Below are 18,000 nucleotides of genomic sequence, written 5' to 3'. Positions count from 1 at the left end.
AAAGCTATGGGAAATTGTATTCCGAGCAACGTACAGTTTAATTAAAAAATTTAAGTTCAAATTTACCGATAACTCCCATCTTATCGTCTTTGATCAATAAGGCGGCAATGATCTCTTTTATTTTACCGATTCTTTCCAATACGGGATTGATATCTTCCGCTTTCCTGACGAAATTGGCAAAGGCTGTGGCATAACTGTCTGCCAATAATACGTCCTGGCAAATGATCATGACAGCATCGGCCTTACCAAAACTCAGGGAAGGTCCCACCGTTCCGGAAGAAGTACAAATGCCCAAAGGGGCTTGGGAAGCTGTAATGTGCAAACCGACTTTTTCCGAAAGGGGAGAGTTGCCTGCAAAGACCGAAACGTCCATGTCTTCTATGATATCTGCATAGATATCTCCTCCGTTTTCCACAATGGCTTCTTTTATGCCAAACTCTCCCTTTAGGGATCGCACCATGTGTTCGGCTACGGCTCCTGCTACGGCACTCATCGGACCGATATGCGTTTGCCGGGAAACCTCCGACATTTTTTGAAAAATTTCGGGAGCATCCGGTTTTGCCTTATAGGGAACCAGAGAAGTTAAATAACAGGGATCTTTGTGCAGATAAGTTTCCATAGCCTTTCGTAATTCCTGTAGTAAGTTATTACAAAATTGGGGCATTTCAGGTTGATAAGAAGCTTTATCCACTCCTATCCAAAGATCAGAGTCCTTACATTTTACGATAAAGTTGGTCCAACGGCCTTCTCTGAAATGTTCGCGGTATGTCCTGATTTTATATTCCATAGCTTGTTTATTTTTGAGGTAAATAGGATTCCTAAAATTATAAAATTTTTAGTAAAATGTTTTTGATTTTTCCTCTTCCTCTTTTATTTTCCGGATTCTTTTTCCTTTTTAACTATAAGCTATTTACAGATATTTCCCTTTTGGGGTTACCTCTGGGCATTAAATACCTTCGGCAAATTCTATCCGAAATAATTTCAGCGGACAGGATTTCAAGCAAAGTTTACATACGATACATTTTTCCGGGTTGAATTTTAGCAACCAATCCGGAGCCCCTATCGTCAGAGCGTGCGAAAAACAGGCGGAAGCACAATTTCCGCATTGGATACAACGGGCTTCGTCGTAGGATATTTTACTGGAGAGCGGGCTTACGCTGACTCCGTTTCCCCCGAGATAAGCTATTCCCTTTTCCAATTGTGTTTCGTCAGCCTCTAGTTCTACCAAAAGCTTTCCGGATTTTCCGGCTTCTATTTCGGCTTTTAAAATATTGATGCGGATATCGTATAATTTGACCAGATCATACGTCAATGATCTGTCGGTGGCATCGACCGGAAAAGATAATACTAATTTTTTTATCATGGTTTAAACAATTACAATTTAACGGTTAATTCTACTCTCTGCTTTAAATTTCAGCGGCTTATTCCTCTTTTTTGATTTCTTGCAGTGTTTTCAGGCTTGTGCCGGTAGGCATCGGCCGGATGGGCTCTGTAAGCAGGAATTGGCCCTGTTGTATCCAGTTTTTTAAGATGCCGGCTATTTCACGGGCTTTTGCCAAGCTGGCGACCGGGGCTGTCCTGATTTTATGTCCGTTGATTTCGATTTCCCCACTGTGCAGAGCTGCGTAATTGGTTTTACCTAAAATTTGATTTTCCTTTCCGTAGTCGACGACTGTCGTTTCGATTTGTTCGTTCCGGATGGATACCCGCCGTGCCATATCCTCGTCCAGGACAGGAATAGGAATGCCGATGCCTACGAACATACTTACACCGTATTTTTCATAGTAAGCAGCCCGTAAAAAATCCGGGCTCATATTTTTCAGGTCCCCGATCACAGCAATCGTACGGGCATTGCTTGTCGGGATTCCATAGGAGTTTGTTTCCTTAGTAGAATGAAACTGAGTGCCGTTCCAGGTGACATAGCCTTCCGTTCCACACAGGAAAATACGGGTACCCAATCCGATTGTACGGCATTCCGGGTCGTTGAGCAGAGGTGAAAGCTCTCCGGCCGTGCTGTAAGAAGCATTCCTCATGCGGGGAAGCAGGGTGCCCATATAGGTGTATTTAATTTGATCGGTCGTATTGGTGGCGACATTGTAATTCTGATAGGCATTCCGGGGATTATATAAAATAGCTTCGTTGATCGTTTCCCGATTAATGATCGTTTTTATGTGTTTGCGAGGGTAACAATCCGTACCCTTACCCCAGGCTTCCAGGGTGATGTCTTTGCCTTCGATCAATTCCTGAATCAGATGGGCCCCTCCGTAAGCCGGATGTTCCGGATTACAATCGGTGGCTCCGATATAGGTGTCGACAGCTGCCAGACCTCCGCTGACCCTTACGCCGTTCAGTTCTATTTTTTCCATACGGATGGGAGGATTGGCGTGTCCGAAATTGATAAAAGCTCCGGAAGAACACATCGCTCCGAATGTACCGGTAGTGACGATATCTACTTTCGCTGCTATTTCTTTCGGCGACAGGGATTTGGATAATTCAGAAACTTCTTCTGCCGTTAATACCACGGCTTTGCCATTTTTAATTTTTTCATTGATTTCTGTATACGATTTAGCCATGATGATATTGCTATTATAAGTTCAAATAATAAATTTTACCTTGAAAATACCTGTAAGAAAACAGAAACTCCCTTCCGTTTTTCGTAAAGGTCTTCTCATATAGCTCCGGGAGAGCCGTTTTGTAGCGGGGAGAAAATAAAATCAGCGCATGCAGCGCATATACATGGATAAGTCGTGAAGAAAAATGAATTTAAATTTTTCGAAAATCTTTGAAATGCTGAAGTAATTCTTGTCTGCGCTCATCTTCTACAGGTTTAAATTATAATTCCTGATTTTTTCAGGACGGGTTTTGGCACCTTTCAGTATCACTGAGGTTGTCGGAGTTTCACAGAGCCCGTCTCTCAACTCCTCTTTATAATTCAAACAATCTTTCTTACGGATTGAATTGATGTTGCAAAGGAAAATCAAAATCTGGAAATATCCAAAAAAGAAAAGAAGATTGTGTTTTTAATTTATTATTTTGCGTTAAATTTCTCTTTTTTGTGTTTATTTGTATAATATTGAACATTTTTGTGATTTGCAGACAGGGAATCTTTCTTAAAAGGGCAGATTTAAATAGATGAAGAAGTTTAAAAGATGAGGAAGTCTGAAGGTGTAAAAGGTTCAAGGTGACAAGAGGAGTGGGGGTGCTGATAATTTAAAAAGTCCGGAAAGTTAAGTAATATTTGGTGCGGGATTATTTATGCTTAAGTAGAGCTGTTTATCCTGTTTCGGCTGGAATAGAGAGCTTTCGTGAGAAACATCAGTCTGACTATCCGGGGGAGTACTGATGAGCTAGATTAACTTTGAGAAAATAGGAATATGAAAACAGAAAATCGTTTATTGGCATTAGATGTTTTTAGGGGAATTACGATTGCAGGTATGATTTTGGTGAACGATCCGGGGTCCTGGTCGGCAGTGTATGCTCCTTTGTGTCATGCTTCCTGGAACGGTTTGACTCCTACTGATCTGGTGTTTCCTTTTTTCATGTTTATCATGGGTATCTCTATGTATTTTTCTTTACGAAGATATAATTCTCTTTTCTCTCGGGGAGCGGTTGCAAAGATTTTCAGGAGGGCGGTTCTTATCTTTTTAATCGGTTTAGGGATCAATTGGTTTGCTTTGTGGTTTGGGACTTTTATGAGTATGGGGAATGGTGAATTTACTTTTTGGGAGCGATTTACGCAAAATATTTTTCCGGTAGCTGATATTCGGATATTGGGGGTATTACAAAGATTAGCGCTTGCTTATTTGGGGGGAGCTATCCTTTGCTTAGGAATAAGACCACGTTATCAATTGTTTACGGCAGTTATGATTTTAGTGGGGTATTTTGTGATTTTAGTGGTAGGAGAGGGGTTTATCCGTTCGGAGCATAATATCCTATCGGTTGTCGACCGGGCTGTGTTGGGCGTAAGGCATTTGTATGGAGGTGGGGCATCGTCCGGCGCCGGCATGGCATTTGATCCGGAGGGATTGTTGAGTACTTTACCCTGTTTCGCACATGTATTATTCGGGGTTTGTATGGGGAGAATGTTGGGAGAAGTAAAAGAAAACGAGATCCGGATACGTCAGCTTTTTATTTTTGGGACCATCCTTTTATTTGCCGGTTATTTATGGAGTTATGCTTGTCCTGTAAATAAAAGAATATGGAGTCCGACTTATGTACTGATTTCCTGTGGGGCAGCTTCTCTTCTCTTTGCTTTACTTATTTATTGGATTGATGTAAAGGGATATAAAAGAGGCTGTCGTTTTTTTGAGGTTTTCGGCGTAAATCCCTTGTTTATATATGTATGGTCAGAAATCGTTGCTATTGTTTTGGCGTATACGTTTCAAGATAAGATTTATACTGTTGTTTTGGCATCTTGGTTAGAAGCTTATTTTGCTTCCTTAGTGTATGCTTTGCTCTACGTAATGTTGAATTGGGGCTTTGCTTATATTTTATACAAAAGACATATTTATATAAAGATTTAAAATTTACAAAGGGTATAGAATCCTGCGGAAAAAGGAAAACTGAAAAATAAATATCTAAGAAGATTAGGGAAATGAAAAGGATTTGTTTGGGCTTATGTATGCTTATCTGTTTGTCGGCGAAATCTTCTCCGGTCTATGAATTACTGGAACGGATAGACCCAGGGGCTTCGCAGAAATTTAAGATCGAATTAAGCGAGGGAGAACCGGACTTTTTTGAGTTGGATCAGGCCGGAGAAAAAGTGGTTGTAAGGGGGAATAACTACGTCAGTATTGCTACCGGTATTAACTGGTATTTAAAATATTACGCGGGGATTCACCTTAGCTGGAATGGCATGCAGGCGAAATTGCCGGCTGTCTTACCTCCGGTAAAAGAAAAAGAAAGGCGGGAAGCGAGTTTAAAATACCGTTATGATTTCAATTATTGTACTTATTCTTACTCAATGGCTTTTTGGGACTGGGAAAGATGGGAGCGGGAATTGGACTGGATGGCTATGCATGGGATAAATATGGCTTTGGCGTTGACGGGCATGGAAGTCGTATGGCATAATGTATTACAGCAGTTGGGCTATACAGCAGAAGAGATCGGGCAATTTATTGCCGGACCGGGTTTTTTGGCTTGGTGGCATATGAATAATCTGGAAGGTTGGGGTGGGCCCAATCCGGAAAGTTGGTATGAGCGACAAATGCAATTGCAACATCGTATTCTGAATCGGATGAGGGAGTATGGAATTGAGCCGGTATTTCCCGGATATGCCGGTATGTTGCCTCATAATGCTTCTGAAAAGTTAGGGATAGAAGTGAAAGATCCGGGCTTGTGGTGCGGTTATCAGCGTCCTGCTTTTTTGTATCCCGAAAACCCTGCTTTCAAGCGAATAGCGGGTTTGTATTATATGGAGATGGAAAAGCGGTTCGGGAAAGCAAAATTTTATGGAATGGATCCTTTTCATGAAGGGGGAAATGTACAGGGAATCGATCTGGCTGCGGCAGCTCAATCGGTATTGCAGGCGATGAAAACGGCTAATCCGGAGGCGGTATGGGTCATGCAAGCCTGGCAGGCCAATCCCCGTCACGAGATGATTACTGCTTTACAGCCGGGGAATGTCCTGATATTGGATTTGTCCAGTGAAAACCGGCCGATGTGGGGAGATAAAGAGTCCGTCTGGTATAGGGAAAAGGGATTTGAAGGACAGGATTGGCTTTATTGTATGTTGTTAAATTTCGGCGGAAATGTCGGAATGTACGGTCGGATGGATCGCGTCATAAATGGTTTTTATGCTGCTGTTCAGCATCCGAATGGAGCTTCTTTAAGGGGGGTGGGAAAGACGATGGAAGGGATTGAAAATAATCCGGTGATGTACGAACTGCTCTTGGAATTGCCATGGCGGAAAATTCCTTTTACAAAAGAGGAATGGCTGAAGGGTTATGTAAAGGCCCGTTATGGGAAGGATGATCCCCGTTTACAGCAGGCCTGGCAGATTTTAGGGAAAGCTGCGTATAATTGTCCTGTCGTGCAGGAGGGGACTACCGAGTCGGTTTTCTGTGCCCGGCCGGCAGAAGAGATTTCCGGAGCTTCTTCCTGGGGAACTTCGGAGTTATATTATGCTCCTGAAGAATCGAAAAAGGTAGCAGCACTTTTTCTGGAAGTGAGTGAGCAATATAAAGGAAACAATAATTTTGAATACGATTTGACGGATATTATGCGTCAGGCTCTTGCAGACAAAGGAAATGTTTTACAAAAAAAGATTACTGAAGCATATCGGCTCAAGGATGAAACTGCTTTCCGGAATTTGAGCCGGGAATTTTTACAATTGATTCTTTGGCAGGACACTCTTTTGGCTACCCGGCCGGAATTTCGGTTGGGAACCTGGTTAGAGAGGGCAAAAGCAAAGGGGGAGACTGAGGAGGAAAAAAGACTTTATGAATGGAATGCCCGAGTACAGATTACGACTTGGGGAAACCGTCAGGCTGCCGATAAGGGTGGTTTGAGAGATTACTCCCACCGGGAATGGGCCGGCCTTTTGAAGGATTTTTACTATCCGCGTTGGAAGGCTTATTTCGATTTACTGGAGAAGCGTTTAGCCGGAGAGGAAACAGAGGATATCGATTGGTATGCGTTCGAAGAACCCTGGACTCTTAAAAATAAGGTCTATGCATCGGCTCCGGAGGGGAATATTATTGACGTTGCTCCCCTTGTGTTCCGGGAAGTTTTCGGACAATGATAGCGAAAATTAAACATTCAAGGGGGCAAGCGTTTAAATAGTCAGGGATATTTCCGAAATAAATCCCTCTTCGGGGTAAGCGCCTTGCTGAATAGGGGTTCTTTAGGCCGGAAGAGCAGAACTTCGTTGCAGATAAATGAGGTGTGTAACCCAACTAACTGTTTCGTTACACACCTCATTCCTTCAGTTTTTGAGTGCTTATATATTCTTACATTTTAAATGATCTTAAGCCCCAGGGTGAAATTGAAAGATCGGGGTGATTTGACTTTTATATAATCTTTGTTTTGAAAGTTTTTGAATCCCTTTTCGAAATCAATATCGAAAGTTAATTTCCAAACATCTACTCCGACTCCGATTTTCCCATTCCACATTACTTTCCGGTTGTCCAACCTGTCGCCGAAATCCTCGTTGTCCCATTTCAGTTTTCCGGTAAAAGAGGCGACCGGTCCTAAATAAGCCCTTAATTTTAGGGCTGGAACATCTATCACATGTAATCCCAGCATGACCGGAATATCGAAAGAATTATATTTCAGGGCGCTTTTGTTCACTTCATCTTTTACTTCCCCTTTCTTATGCGAGAAATTCAAAGCCGGTTCTACATAGAGGGGTCCTAAATTGATGCGGGCAAAAACACCTAACATATAACCGGTATTGGTCCCGTTTTTTAAGCCTAAGGCAGCATCTTTGACTTTGATTTTGTTATTGGATACACCGCCATGAATACCGATATTAAAAGGAGACTGGGCCATCAGTGTAAAACCGCAAAAACAAAGGGCGAATAAAATAATCCATTTTTTCATATACTCGTTTTTAGTTTAATTTCTTGTATTTAATTTTACAATCAATTGATGAGAATTAATCCTTATTTTGGTTTTGTTATAAAATTTTACCTATCAATAAATGTGCCATATTCCTGCAAGGTACTCATTCGGTATTTCGTTTAAATTCCGATAAGATAATACCGGTTGCGACCCCGACATTCAGGGATTCTGTGGAATAGGCGTTGTGGGCAAAACTGGGGATTGTCAGTTTGCACTGAATCAGCTGCTCTATCTCGGACCGTATTCCACTGCCTTCATTTCCCATGACAATAAATCCTTGGCGGCTCAAACGGACTTTGTAAATGTTTTCACCGTTCAGAAACGTTCCATAGCAGGGAAAGTCGGGTGTATTGAATTTTTGTAATAAAGGTAGGAGTTCCGTATAATGCGTTTTTACCCGGAATACAGCTCCCATACTTGCCTGCACACATTTGGGATTATAAACACTTGCGCAGTCTCTATCGCAAAAAATATGCCGGACTCCGAACCAGTCCGCTACTCTCAATATCGTCCCCAGATTACCCGGATCTTGTATTCCGTTGAGGACGAGAGAGAGTGAGTGTATGATTTCTTCTTCCGAATAGGTATATTCAGGAATGCTGGCCAGAGCTATCACTTCCGGGAGAGATTGGAAATTGGAAATGAGTCCCATTTCCCGGGCATCCACTTCGATGATTTTAGGAAGAGTACAGGAATTCCGATTCCGGGCGATCCATTCCGGATAGGCAAGGAGGGTATTGATTTTTAAATCGGATAAAAGGAGTTCTTGTACTAACTTTTCCCCTTCAATTTTGAAGAGATTATATTTATCTCTGAATTTCTTTTTTTCAAGACTTTGGACTATTTTTGTTACGTGTTTGCTTAGCATGCTGTAAAATTGAGTTTCCAGTTTCAGATGCCGGAATAGCCTGCATCTAAAATTATAAAACAGGGCAAAGTGTAATTTGCATACAAAAATAATAACATTTTTGATAGTTGGAGAAGGGTTGCGGATATAAGATATTACTTATTTTTCTGTCGTTTTTTTTCTTGTACTCTTGTTCGCCGACAAAATATGTGTCGGAAAAAGAGTATTTGTTGAATAAAGTTACTATAAAAACAGACAGTAAAGAGATTAAGAAATCGGATATAAAAAAGAATATCCGTCAGAAGCCCAATACCCGTATTCTGGGAGTGGCCCGCTTTCATTTGGGGGTGTATAACCTGAGCGGAAAAAATGAGAAAAAACGTTTTAATAAGTGGTTGCGCACGATAGGAGAAGCTCCTGTTGTATACAGTGATTTTTTGACCGACCGAAGTGTTGCCCAGATAAAATTATTTCTGAATAATAAAGGCTATTACAATGCTGAAGTCTTGGACACGGTTTATTTTAAGAAAAGGAAAGCTTATGTAGAATATAACATTTTCCCTGGGAAGGTGACGACTATTGAGGATTTTACTTTTACCGATACGCACAATTATGTGTCCAATGAACTGTCCGATACTGCCAGGTTAATGCGTGAGGTTTTGCAGGATTCTTTCCGGACAAAAATCCGCCCGGAAGCTCCGTTGGATATTGAACTACTCGAAACGGAGCGGGAACGGATCACCCGGATGCTAAGAGAAAGAGGTTATTTTAATTTTTCGAAAAACTTTATTCAGTTTTATGCCGATACGACAACCGCTAATCAGCCGGATAAAGCCCGTTTGCTGTTGAGTATTGTCAGTAACCCTACCGATACAACTGCTTATCATAAATTCCGGATCGAGAAAATAAATATAAATTTTGATTATGACCCTTTGGTTTTTTTGTCGGGAACAGATTCTTGTTATACGGCTACTATTGAACGGAATTACGGGATTCTTTACCGGGATAAGCTGAAAGTGAAACCAAAATTGATTATTGAAACCATACAATTTCGGGAGGGAGAACTCTATAATGTACAGAAAGTGGTGGATTCTTATTCCCGCTTACAGGCTTTAAACCTATTTAAGTTTATCAATATTGTGTTCCGGGAAAAACCTACGGCTGGAAAGGAGAAGATCTTGGTGTGTGACATACAGTTGACGCCGATGAAAAGGCAATCTTACAATATTTTTCTGGAAGGGACTCATAATTCCGGTAATATCGGGGTGGGGGGGAACCTGACCTACAATCACCGGAACCTGTTTAAAAGTGGGGAGAACCTTACGTTGAGCGTATGGGGAGCATTGAAAAAAGAACAATTTAATGAAAATAAGATATTCAGTACGAAAGAATTAGGTGTGGAAATGCGTTTAGTGACGCCCCAGTTTTGGATGCCGGTTTTTCGTTTGCATGATTTCCGAAGGAATTTTGCCCCTAAAACTTCGGTCTCCTTGTCTTTCAGTTACGAGCATACCCCTTTTTACGACCGGCGTATTGCCAGCGCTAAGTTCGGATATCTCTGGAGAAAGGCCGATAAAAAATGGCGGTATAATTTTGATCTGATTGATTTGAATTATGTGATGATGCAGAATGTGGACAGTGCTTTTATCGCAGGTTTAAAAAATAAATACGTAAAGAGTGCCTATACCAGTCACTTGATTTTATCGGCCAATTTTTCGGCTGTTTATACCGATCAGCAGTTAAACGGGCAGAGTAGTTTCAATTATTTTCGGGGGAATCTGGAAACTTCCGGGAATTTTTTGTGGGCTATAGATAAGGTTTTCAATATTCCCCGGGTGGAAAAAAATGATGAACGCTATTATGAAATGTTGGGAGTCCAGTATGCTCAATATATTAAAGCCGACGGGGAATATCGTTTCAATCATTATTTAAATCGGGCCAATACAATTGTATACCGTTTGTTTCTGGGTTGCGGTTATCCTTATGGAAATATGAAAGTACTTCCTTTTGAAGAAGCTTTTTACGGAGGGGGGGCAAACGGGATCCGGGCTTGGCAAGCCCGGACGTTGGGACCGGGTTCTTATGTGGCAGAAGATAATTATCCCAATAATGTCGGGGACTTTAAATTAGAAGCCAATATAGAATACCGTTTCAAACTTTTCTGGTTGTTGGAAGGCGCTTTGTTTTTGGATGCTGGAAATATCTGGAATATTACAAAGTATGAAAATCGGCGAGGAACGGTATTGGGGGGAGATTTCCTGCGGCAGATTGCTTTGGGCACCGGGCCGGGACTAAGAGTGGATGCTAATTTTTTCCTTTTGCGTTTCGATTGGGGAATAAAAATGCGGGATCCGGCGAAACCGCAAGGACAGCGTTTCGTATTGTTCGATAATGGGAAATGGATAAAACATACAGTGTTTAATATCGCTATTGGTTATCCGTTTTAAAAAGGAACGGCAGAGAAAAAAGTGGAGGTTTTTCGGAAGTTTTATCTTTTATTTTATAGCATATGCTTTCCACAATTGTTGTTTATGTGTCTTTGGTCTTTCAGGTACTGGCTGCCGGAATAGCGATCAGTTTGTTTAAACGTACAAAGTTTAATGTATCCTGGATTTTGATATCCAGCGGTTTTATATTGATGGTCGCTTCTATCATTTTGGAACTTTTCCCGACAATTTATCCCGAATGGGAGGACGAGTTGGCTATTGTTCAGAAATGGCTGACTTTCATCATTTCTCTGGTATTATTGGTAGGTGTATTTTATATCCGGAAAATTTTTCAATTTATGAAACGTTTGGACGAAATCCGGAGAGAGACGGAAAATAAGGTGTTGTCGGCTGTGATTCGTACGGAAGAAAAAGAAAGACAGCGTTTTGCCAAAGAGCTGCACGATGGTCTAGGGCCTTTGTTGAGCGTGGTAAAAATGTTACTTTCCGGTTTGGATGCCAAAGCGGATCCGGAAGTAAATGAGAAAATCAAGCAAAACCTCAAGCAGGCGGTAGACGAAGCAATTGTGAGCGTCAGAGACATTTCTGCCAATATAAGTCCGCATATTCTGAATAATTTCGGATTGAAAGACGCTGTGGAAGCTTTTATAAAAAGATTGGGATCGGCAGAGGGCATTGAAATCCGTTTTACGACCAATCTTGGAGGAAGACGTTTTACTTATAATGTTGAGGTTATTCTTTATCGGGTGATGTGTGAGCTGATTAATAATACGTTAAAACATGCTGTTGCTCATAATATCCGGATTGACTTGCAATTGAGGGAACAGACGATTTATCTGGATTACAGCGATGATGGTATCGGCTTTGATGTCAGCCGGGAAGCTACTGAGTATGGAATGGGATTGGACAATATCCTATATCGTTTGAAATCCGGAAACGGAGATATTGAGATTATCAGTGAAAGGGGGAAAGGTATGCAGGCGAAAGCTTCTATTAAAATTCAATGATGTAAAATGTAAAGGGAGAGGAAAAAATGGTTAAAAATCCAGCCGGAGAGGAAAAGTTTAATTATTTTAATAAGGAAATCGCGTAATAATTAGATAAAATTTACGATTTTTGAGAGGTGGGAGAAGCAATCGCTTGAAAATGCTAATAAGGAAAATGTACTATGCAAAAGCTGAAAATTTATCTGGTTGACGATCATAAATTATTCCGGGAAGGATTGAAATTATTATTGTCGACTCAGGATTTTGTCCATCATATCTATGAAGCTTCCAATGGGAGAGAATTTATTGAAAGCTTGTCGCTGGTGGATTGTGATGTTGTGCTAATGGACATTGAAATGCCGGAAATGAACGGTATTGAAGCTACTCGTGAAGCTTTACGGTTACATCCCGATTTGAAGATCATCGTTTTGTCTATGTATGGGGATGAGCAATATTATTACAAAATGATTGATGCCGGCGCAAAAGGTTTTATGTTGAAAAATACAGGAATAGAAAACGTGATTACCGCCATTAAAAAAGTGGCAGCGGGGGAAAATTTCTTTTCTGAAGAGTTATTATTCACTATTTTAAATAATATGCGGGATAGTAATAAAACAGAAACAGAAAGTCCGGATAGTGAAATATCGGAAAGGGAAATGGAAATCTTGTATCATGTATGTAAAGGGAAATCGAATCAGGAAATTGCAGACGAATTGTTTATCAGTAAACGGACGGTAGATAAACACAGGGCTAATTTATTGAGTAAAACCGGTTGTCGGAATACCGCTGCGTTGGTCATGTATGCAATTAAAAATAAAATTATTGAAATTAACGATTAGCGTATACAAGGTCGATTTAATTTTTGCTCCTCCTCCGGTCGTTTATGTTTTTCAGTCGTGCTTCACTCGCTTTTCTGTAAGCTCAAGCTCCGTTAAAACACCAAAACTTCCTCCTTTTAGACAGGCTTTGCCTGCCTAACGTCGGCGGACAAATGGTGTTTTTTTACACTCCGCTTTCGCACAGAAAGACGCTCCTTCCCGCAATGACTGAAAAACACAAACGACCTCCGATACTCGCTAAATTCTCCCCTCGTCGCTTCTTTAAATGTTTTCTCAAAGTTCCTGTGTTTGAAGCCGGAGCCTTGTTTCGGGAAAGAGATATGACGGGAGAGAGCGTAATTTTGTCAGGAAGTCGTACCGTTAAAAAACGCAGGGTTGTCCGCCGACGTTAGGCACACGAAGTGTGACTAAAAGGAGGAAGCATCTGCGTTTTAGGGGAGACTGACGATACAAAATAGCGAACGGAGTCTCCAGCTCTTTCCCGAAACAAGGCGGAGGAATACCTAAGAAAAAATAAATAAGCAAATTAAATCGACCTTTATAAAACCAAAGGGGCTGTTGGAGAGTTTCTTCGACAGCTTTTTTTATTTGTTAAAATTAAGATTTATTGAAACCGCTAATCTTAGTATTCGTTAAACAATACAAAAAAAATTGCAAAAGCGGTTTTTTTATAATTAAACTAAACTAAAATTTATGAGAAAATTAATGAGTTTATTATCTCTCCTGTTTTTAGTTGGTCTGCAGGTGAGTTATGCACAAATGCATACAGTCAGTGGCATTGTGACAGATAAAAGCGATGGGAGTCCGCTACCGGGGGTATCTGTAGTCATTAAAGGTACGACGATAGGGACTGCGACGGATCTGCAAGGACGTTATGCGATTGAAGCGTCCCCTACAGATATGCTCGTTTTCTCTTTTGTCGGAATGAAAACGGAAAATTATACGGTCGGTGACCGAACGATAATTAATGTTGCACTGGAAAGTGATGCCCAGAGTTTGGATGAAGTTGTGGTGACCGGTTATGGTGTAACCCGTAGAAGGGCATTTACCGGGGCCGCTACTACAGTAGGAGCTCAGGATATTGTGGATAAAACCGATGCCAATCCCATCAAGGCATTGGAAGGAACCGTACCGGGTTTACAGATGAATGTTTCTTCCGGTCAACCGGGAGCTCCCGCTACTATTTTTATCCGGGGACGGAATTCTTTGAATTCGGGTACCCAACCTTTGTATGTTATTGACGGAGTCCCGGTTACTGCCGGGACGATGGGGATGCGTTCTGCCGAAAATCAAACGCTGTCTCCTCTTTCTACTTTGAGTCCTGCTGATATTGAATCCATGACCGTATTGAAGGATGCTACGGCCACCTCTATATATGGGGCACGAGCTGCAAATGGGGTAATTGTCATTACCACAAAAAAAGGAAGATCTGGAAAATTGCAGGCGAATCTGACTGTGAAACTCGGTATGGAAATGAAACCGAGTATTCCGAAGAGTTACAGACCGCTGAATGCAGACCGGTATACAGAGTTACAGGTAGAAGGTTTGTTGAACGACTATGATCTATATGGAGAAAATGGAAATGCAGCCTATTATAATGATGTTTTGTTCGGCGGATATTTTCCCTATACTCCCGAGGGAATGAAAGAAATGATGTATGCCTATCTGGAGACGGACGGCAGTACCCGTACGAATTGGCTGGATGAAGTCACCCGGGTCGGATTCGTTCAGGAATACAATCTGGATTTGCAAGGTGGAGGGACTTCCGAGACTTCCCCTCGTTTCTATACTTCTTTTAATTATTTTAATAACAAGGCCTTGGTCATCAGTAAGGACCTGGAACGGTATTCCGGACGGGTGAATTTTTCACAATCTCCGAGTAAATTAGTTAGTTATGGTTTTGCCTTAAATCTTTCTTATACGAAAACGAATATGGGAGCCGGAGGCGGTTATTTTACCGATCCCATTACTCAGGCTTATATGCAGTCACCCTTGATCCCTGTCAAAGATGAAAACGGCGATTGGAATTTCAATACGTTAAATGGCTATAATCCTGTTGCTCAACGGAGTAAATACGGAGATAAAAGTGAGGCGAAACAATATCGTTTTACAGTCAGCCCTTATGTGACAATTAATTTCAGAGAAGATTTAATTTTCAATTCCCGTGTCGGCATTGATTATTATGATTTGAAAGAATTCGGTTTCTGGTCTTTCTTACAACCTCAGGGAAAGGATATGAGGGGAATGGGAGAACACGGCTCGACTGTGCGAACATTGTTAAGTATTACCAATACTTTAAGTTATGTCAAGACCTTTAACGAAGAACACAACCTGAATCTGATGATCGGACAGGAAGTACAGAAAACGAAAGAGAATTTGACTTATCTGGCTGCTTCCAATTATCCGCTTTTCAATTTGAATCAAGTGGCGAATGCTGCGGTACCGAGTTCTGCTTCTACGAGTAAAAATGACTACGCCTTGGCTTCGTTTTTCTTTAACGGTCAATACGACTTTAGGAATAAATATTATTTTTCTATGAGTGCCCGGGCAGATGGTTCATCTCGTTTTGGGAAAGATAATAAATGGGCAGGCTTTTGGTCTATCGGCGCCCGCTATCGCTTGTCGGAAGAGGATTTTATGGAATCGACAAAATCGTGGTTGACGAATCTGACGGTTCGGACAAGCTACGGTACCTCTGGTAATCAGGATGTTGGGGATACAGATTATGCTCACGGTTGGTATGCATCCCGCAATTTATTCGGTTTTGGATATAACTATAACGGTCTGCCGGGAAGTGCCCATGAGCAGCAGGGAAATCCCGATCTGAAATGGGAGCAGACCAATAAATTCAATGTCGGTCTGGACGTTTCTTTTTTGGACCGGATTACGTTAGAGTTTGATTATTATTACCACCGTACTAAGGATATGGTCTTTCTGGTACCTATTTCCAGAACCACCGGTTTGACAACAGTGCCTAAGAATATCGGAAAATTGGAAAATCAGGGAATAGAATTTACGATTAATGCCAAAGTTTTGCGAATAAATGGGTTTGACTGGGATCTGAGTTTGGTGGGATCTCACAATAAAAATGAAATTATCAAACTCAGTACCGACGAACCCATAGAAGGTGCTATTACAATTGTGGAGAAAGGCCGGGATATTTATACATTTAAGATGAAAAAATACGCAGGAGTAGATCCTCAGACCGGGGAAGCCCAATGGTATAAAGGGACGGAAGGTTACGAATTGACGAAAAATTATAACGAAGCCGGGAAACGGTATGTAGGGGCTGCCAGTCCGAAGTTTCAAGGCAGTTTGATCAGCCGGATGAGTTATAAAGGAATCGATTTTTCTTTCCAGTTGAATTATTCCTTTGGCGGAAAGATCTATGGGGATAATTTGAGTTACGATGAACAGATCGGAGGTTCCGGTTTTGATAATACTACCCGTTATGTATACGATCATCGCTGGCAGAAACCAGGGGATGTAACCGATGTCCCCCGTTTTGTCTTCGGAGACGGGTCAGCGGCCAATAATGCTTCCACCCGTTTCCTCATGAACGGACGTTATTTAAAAATACGGACGATGTCGTTGGGATATACTCTGCCCAAATACATTACGGATCAGGCTCATCTGGGAACCGTACGGGTCTTTATGACCGCGGATAACTTATATACGTTCTGTGCCAAAAATTTCAGAGGATTTGACCCCGCAGGAATAGGGGCTAACGGGATACAATGGTGGAACTATCCTACTCCCCGTAATGTGATGTTTGGAGTAACCGTTGCCTTTTAACGAATCGAATGAAATGTACCGCATGACATTGAAATTAAAAAATAAGCATATGAAAAATAAAATCAAATATTGGATCGGATTACCTGTATTATTGCTTTGTTCCTGCAATAATTTTCTGGATTTGGATACTTTCCAGAATATTCCGGCAGAGGATGCCTATAATACGGTAGAGGACGTACAAAACGGCCTGAATGGTATGTATTATGCACTGGGATATTATTATTTTTATGGAAGAAATGTAGTCGCTTTGGGAGATATGGCTGCCGACAATGCTGTAGCTAGTTCCTCTACGGGACACTTTTTATCCATAAACCGGTATAATTTTTCAGATACGGATGAAAATCTGGATTATATATGGCAGGGAGGGTATCAGGTGATAGACAGAGCTACCCGTACGATTCGGGGAGCTAAAAGCCTCTTGACAATTAGCCGGGAAATGCATCTTACTGAAAAGGAAGCGGCCAGTTTACAATCGTATATTTCTCAATGCTATGCTTTGCGGGCTTTGGCAGAACACGTGTTAGTCAATGTTTTCGCTTTACCTTACCGTGCCGGGGAGGCCAATAGCCAGCTGGGAATTGTGTTGATGGATAACGATCCGATAGAACCTTTTACCCAGGTGGAAAGATCTTCTGTTGCTCAGACTTACGAGCAGATATTGAGAGATATAGAAGAGGCCGGCAGATGGTATACTTATGTAGATAATTATAATCAGAATAATGAAGACGATTTAATTTTATTGGATCAGTTTTATATGAACCGGGCTGCAATTTATGCCTTGGAAGCCCGTGTAAATTTGTTTATGCAAAATTATGAACGGGCGATTGTTGCAGCGGATTCCGCCGTGATTCTCCGGGATGCCTCTCCGGTTTCGAATGAAACTTATCTGAAAATGTGGTCGTCCACCGCCATCAGTGATGAAGACATTCTGACGATTTCCAAATCGGAGAATGATAATTTGTCGGCCAATTCGTTGAATAACTTATATGGCAGCTACAGGGCTAGTTTGACGGATACAGTAGTCAAATTATTTGCGGCTACCGATATCCGGTTGCGATTGATTGATACGAGAACCTTGCATCCCAGGAAGTTTGACGGTATTCCGACGTCTCAGGCTGTGAATAACATTCCGGTATTCCGGGTTTCGGAGATGATGTTGATCCAGGCAGAAGCATACGCCCGCTTGGGGAATGTGAGCAGATCTCAGGAGGCTTTGTTGTATACCGCCAAACGGAATACGGCCATAGAAACTGTAGGAGATTTACCCTCCACTGCAGAAGGATTACTGGCTTTTATTGTGAATGAGCGAAGGCGGGAATTTTTCGAAGAAGGTTTCCGTTGGTTCGACGCCCGGCGTACAGGAGAATTAATCAGTGTCTCCAATGGAAATTATACTGATTTTGACGTAGCGGCTTTTGTTTATCCCATACCTTCTTCCGAAATCAATTCAGGATTTGGCGTTACACAAAATCCAGGCTGGGAAAATACATTACCGAAAAATTAAACTATAAGATTTAAAATCT

12 protein-coding genes and 1 riboswitch are annotated in these 18,000 nt (G+C 41.5%); of the genes, 7 read left to right on the top strand and 5 right to left on the bottom strand.

What is annotated here, in order from left to right; all coding sequences use genetic code 11:
* Positions 1–37 precede the first annotated feature (37 nt).
* From HMPREF9449_RS08345 to HMPREF9449_RS08335, 3 genes are all read right to left on the bottom strand, one after another.
* On the bottom strand, positions 38–787 hold the full coding sequence (locus tag HMPREF9449_RS08345) for a UPF0280 family protein (protein WP_009136820.1): 750 nt from the start codon (positions 785–787) through the stop codon (positions 38–40).
* A 159-nt stretch (positions 788–946) separates the two neighbouring features.
* Positions 947–1,363: an NIL domain-containing protein gene (locus HMPREF9449_RS08340; protein ID WP_009136819.1), complete on the bottom strand. Its 417-nt coding sequence runs from the start codon at positions 1,361–1,363 to the stop codon at positions 947–949.
* Positions 1,364–1,421: 58 nt separating this feature from the next.
* On the bottom strand, positions 1,422–2,573 hold the full coding sequence (locus HMPREF9449_RS08335; RefSeq protein WP_009136818.1) for a homocysteine biosynthesis protein: 1,152 nt from the start codon (positions 2,571–2,573) through the stop codon (positions 1,422–1,424).
* A gap of 256 nt (positions 2,574–2,829) precedes the next feature.
* Positions 2,830–2,934: riboswitch (SAM riboswitch) on the bottom strand.
* 440 nt (positions 2,935–3,374) lie between these two features.
* Between HMPREF9449_RS08335 and HMPREF9449_RS08330 the strand changes: the two genes are divergently transcribed.
* Positions 3,375–4,523 (top strand): acyltransferase family protein, encoded by a 1,149-nt coding sequence (locus tag HMPREF9449_RS08330; protein WP_009136817.1) that lies wholly within the window; start codon positions 3,375–3,377, stop codon positions 4,521–4,523.
* A 71-nt stretch (positions 4,524–4,594) separates the two neighbouring features.
* Positions 4,595–6,742 carry an alpha-N-acetylglucosaminidase gene (locus HMPREF9449_RS08325; protein ID WP_009136816.1) on the top strand — a complete coding sequence of 716 codons (2,148 nt, stop codon included), beginning with the start codon at positions 4,595–4,597 and terminating at the stop codon, positions 6,740–6,742.
* Positions 6,743–6,957: 215 nt separating this feature from the next.
* On the opposite strand, the gene HMPREF9449_RS08320 is transcribed toward HMPREF9449_RS08325, so the two are convergent.
* Positions 6,958–7,542, bottom strand: coding sequence for a porin family protein (locus tag HMPREF9449_RS08320; protein WP_009136815.1), 585 nt, complete (start codon positions 7,540–7,542; stop codon positions 6,958–6,960).
* A gap of 124 nt (positions 7,543–7,666) precedes the next feature.
* Positions 7,667–8,431, bottom strand: a complete 765-nt coding sequence (locus HMPREF9449_RS08315) for a TrmH family RNA methyltransferase (RefSeq protein WP_009136814.1) — start codon at positions 8,429–8,431, stop codon at positions 7,667–7,669.
* A 107-nt stretch (positions 8,432–8,538) separates the two neighbouring features.
* Here HMPREF9449_RS08315 and tamL point away from each other — a divergent pair, with 107 nt between their 5' ends.
* From tamL to HMPREF9449_RS08285, 5 genes are all read left to right on the top strand, one after another.
* The gene (gene tamL, locus HMPREF9449_RS08310; protein ID WP_009136813.1) at positions 8,539–10,857 is read left to right on the top strand and encodes a translocation and assembly module lipoprotein TamL; all 2,319 of its coding nucleotides are present in this window, start codon (positions 8,539–8,541) and stop codon (positions 10,855–10,857) included.
* 62 nt (positions 10,858–10,919) lie between these two features.
* On the top strand, positions 10,920–11,864 hold the full coding sequence (locus HMPREF9449_RS08305) for a sensor histidine kinase (protein WP_009136812.1): 945 nt from the start codon (positions 10,920–10,922) through the stop codon (positions 11,862–11,864).
* A 161-nt stretch (positions 11,865–12,025) separates the two neighbouring features.
* Complete coding sequence (locus HMPREF9449_RS08300; RefSeq protein WP_009136811.1) at positions 12,026–12,682, top strand: response regulator transcription factor; 657 nt, start codon at positions 12,026–12,028, stop codon at positions 12,680–12,682.
* A gap of 693 nt (positions 12,683–13,375) precedes the next feature.
* Positions 13,376–16,477: a SusC/RagA family TonB-linked outer membrane protein gene (locus HMPREF9449_RS08290; protein WP_009136810.1), complete on the top strand. Its 3,102-nt coding sequence runs from the start codon at positions 13,376–13,378 to the stop codon at positions 16,475–16,477.
* A 49-nt stretch (positions 16,478–16,526) separates the two neighbouring features.
* Positions 16,527–17,981, top strand: a complete 1,455-nt coding sequence (locus HMPREF9449_RS08285; RefSeq protein WP_009136809.1) for a RagB/SusD family nutrient uptake outer membrane protein — start codon at positions 16,527–16,529, stop codon at positions 17,979–17,981.
* Positions 17,982–18,000 lie beyond the last annotated feature (19 nt).

The organism is Odoribacter laneus YIT 12061, from assembly GCF_000243215.1.
Lineage (GTDB): Bacteria > Bacteroidota > Bacteroidia > Bacteroidales > Marinifilaceae > Culturomica > Culturomica lanea.
The sequence above is the reverse complement of the archived record's forward strand: the minus strand, read 5'-3'. Positions and strand labels throughout refer to the sequence as shown.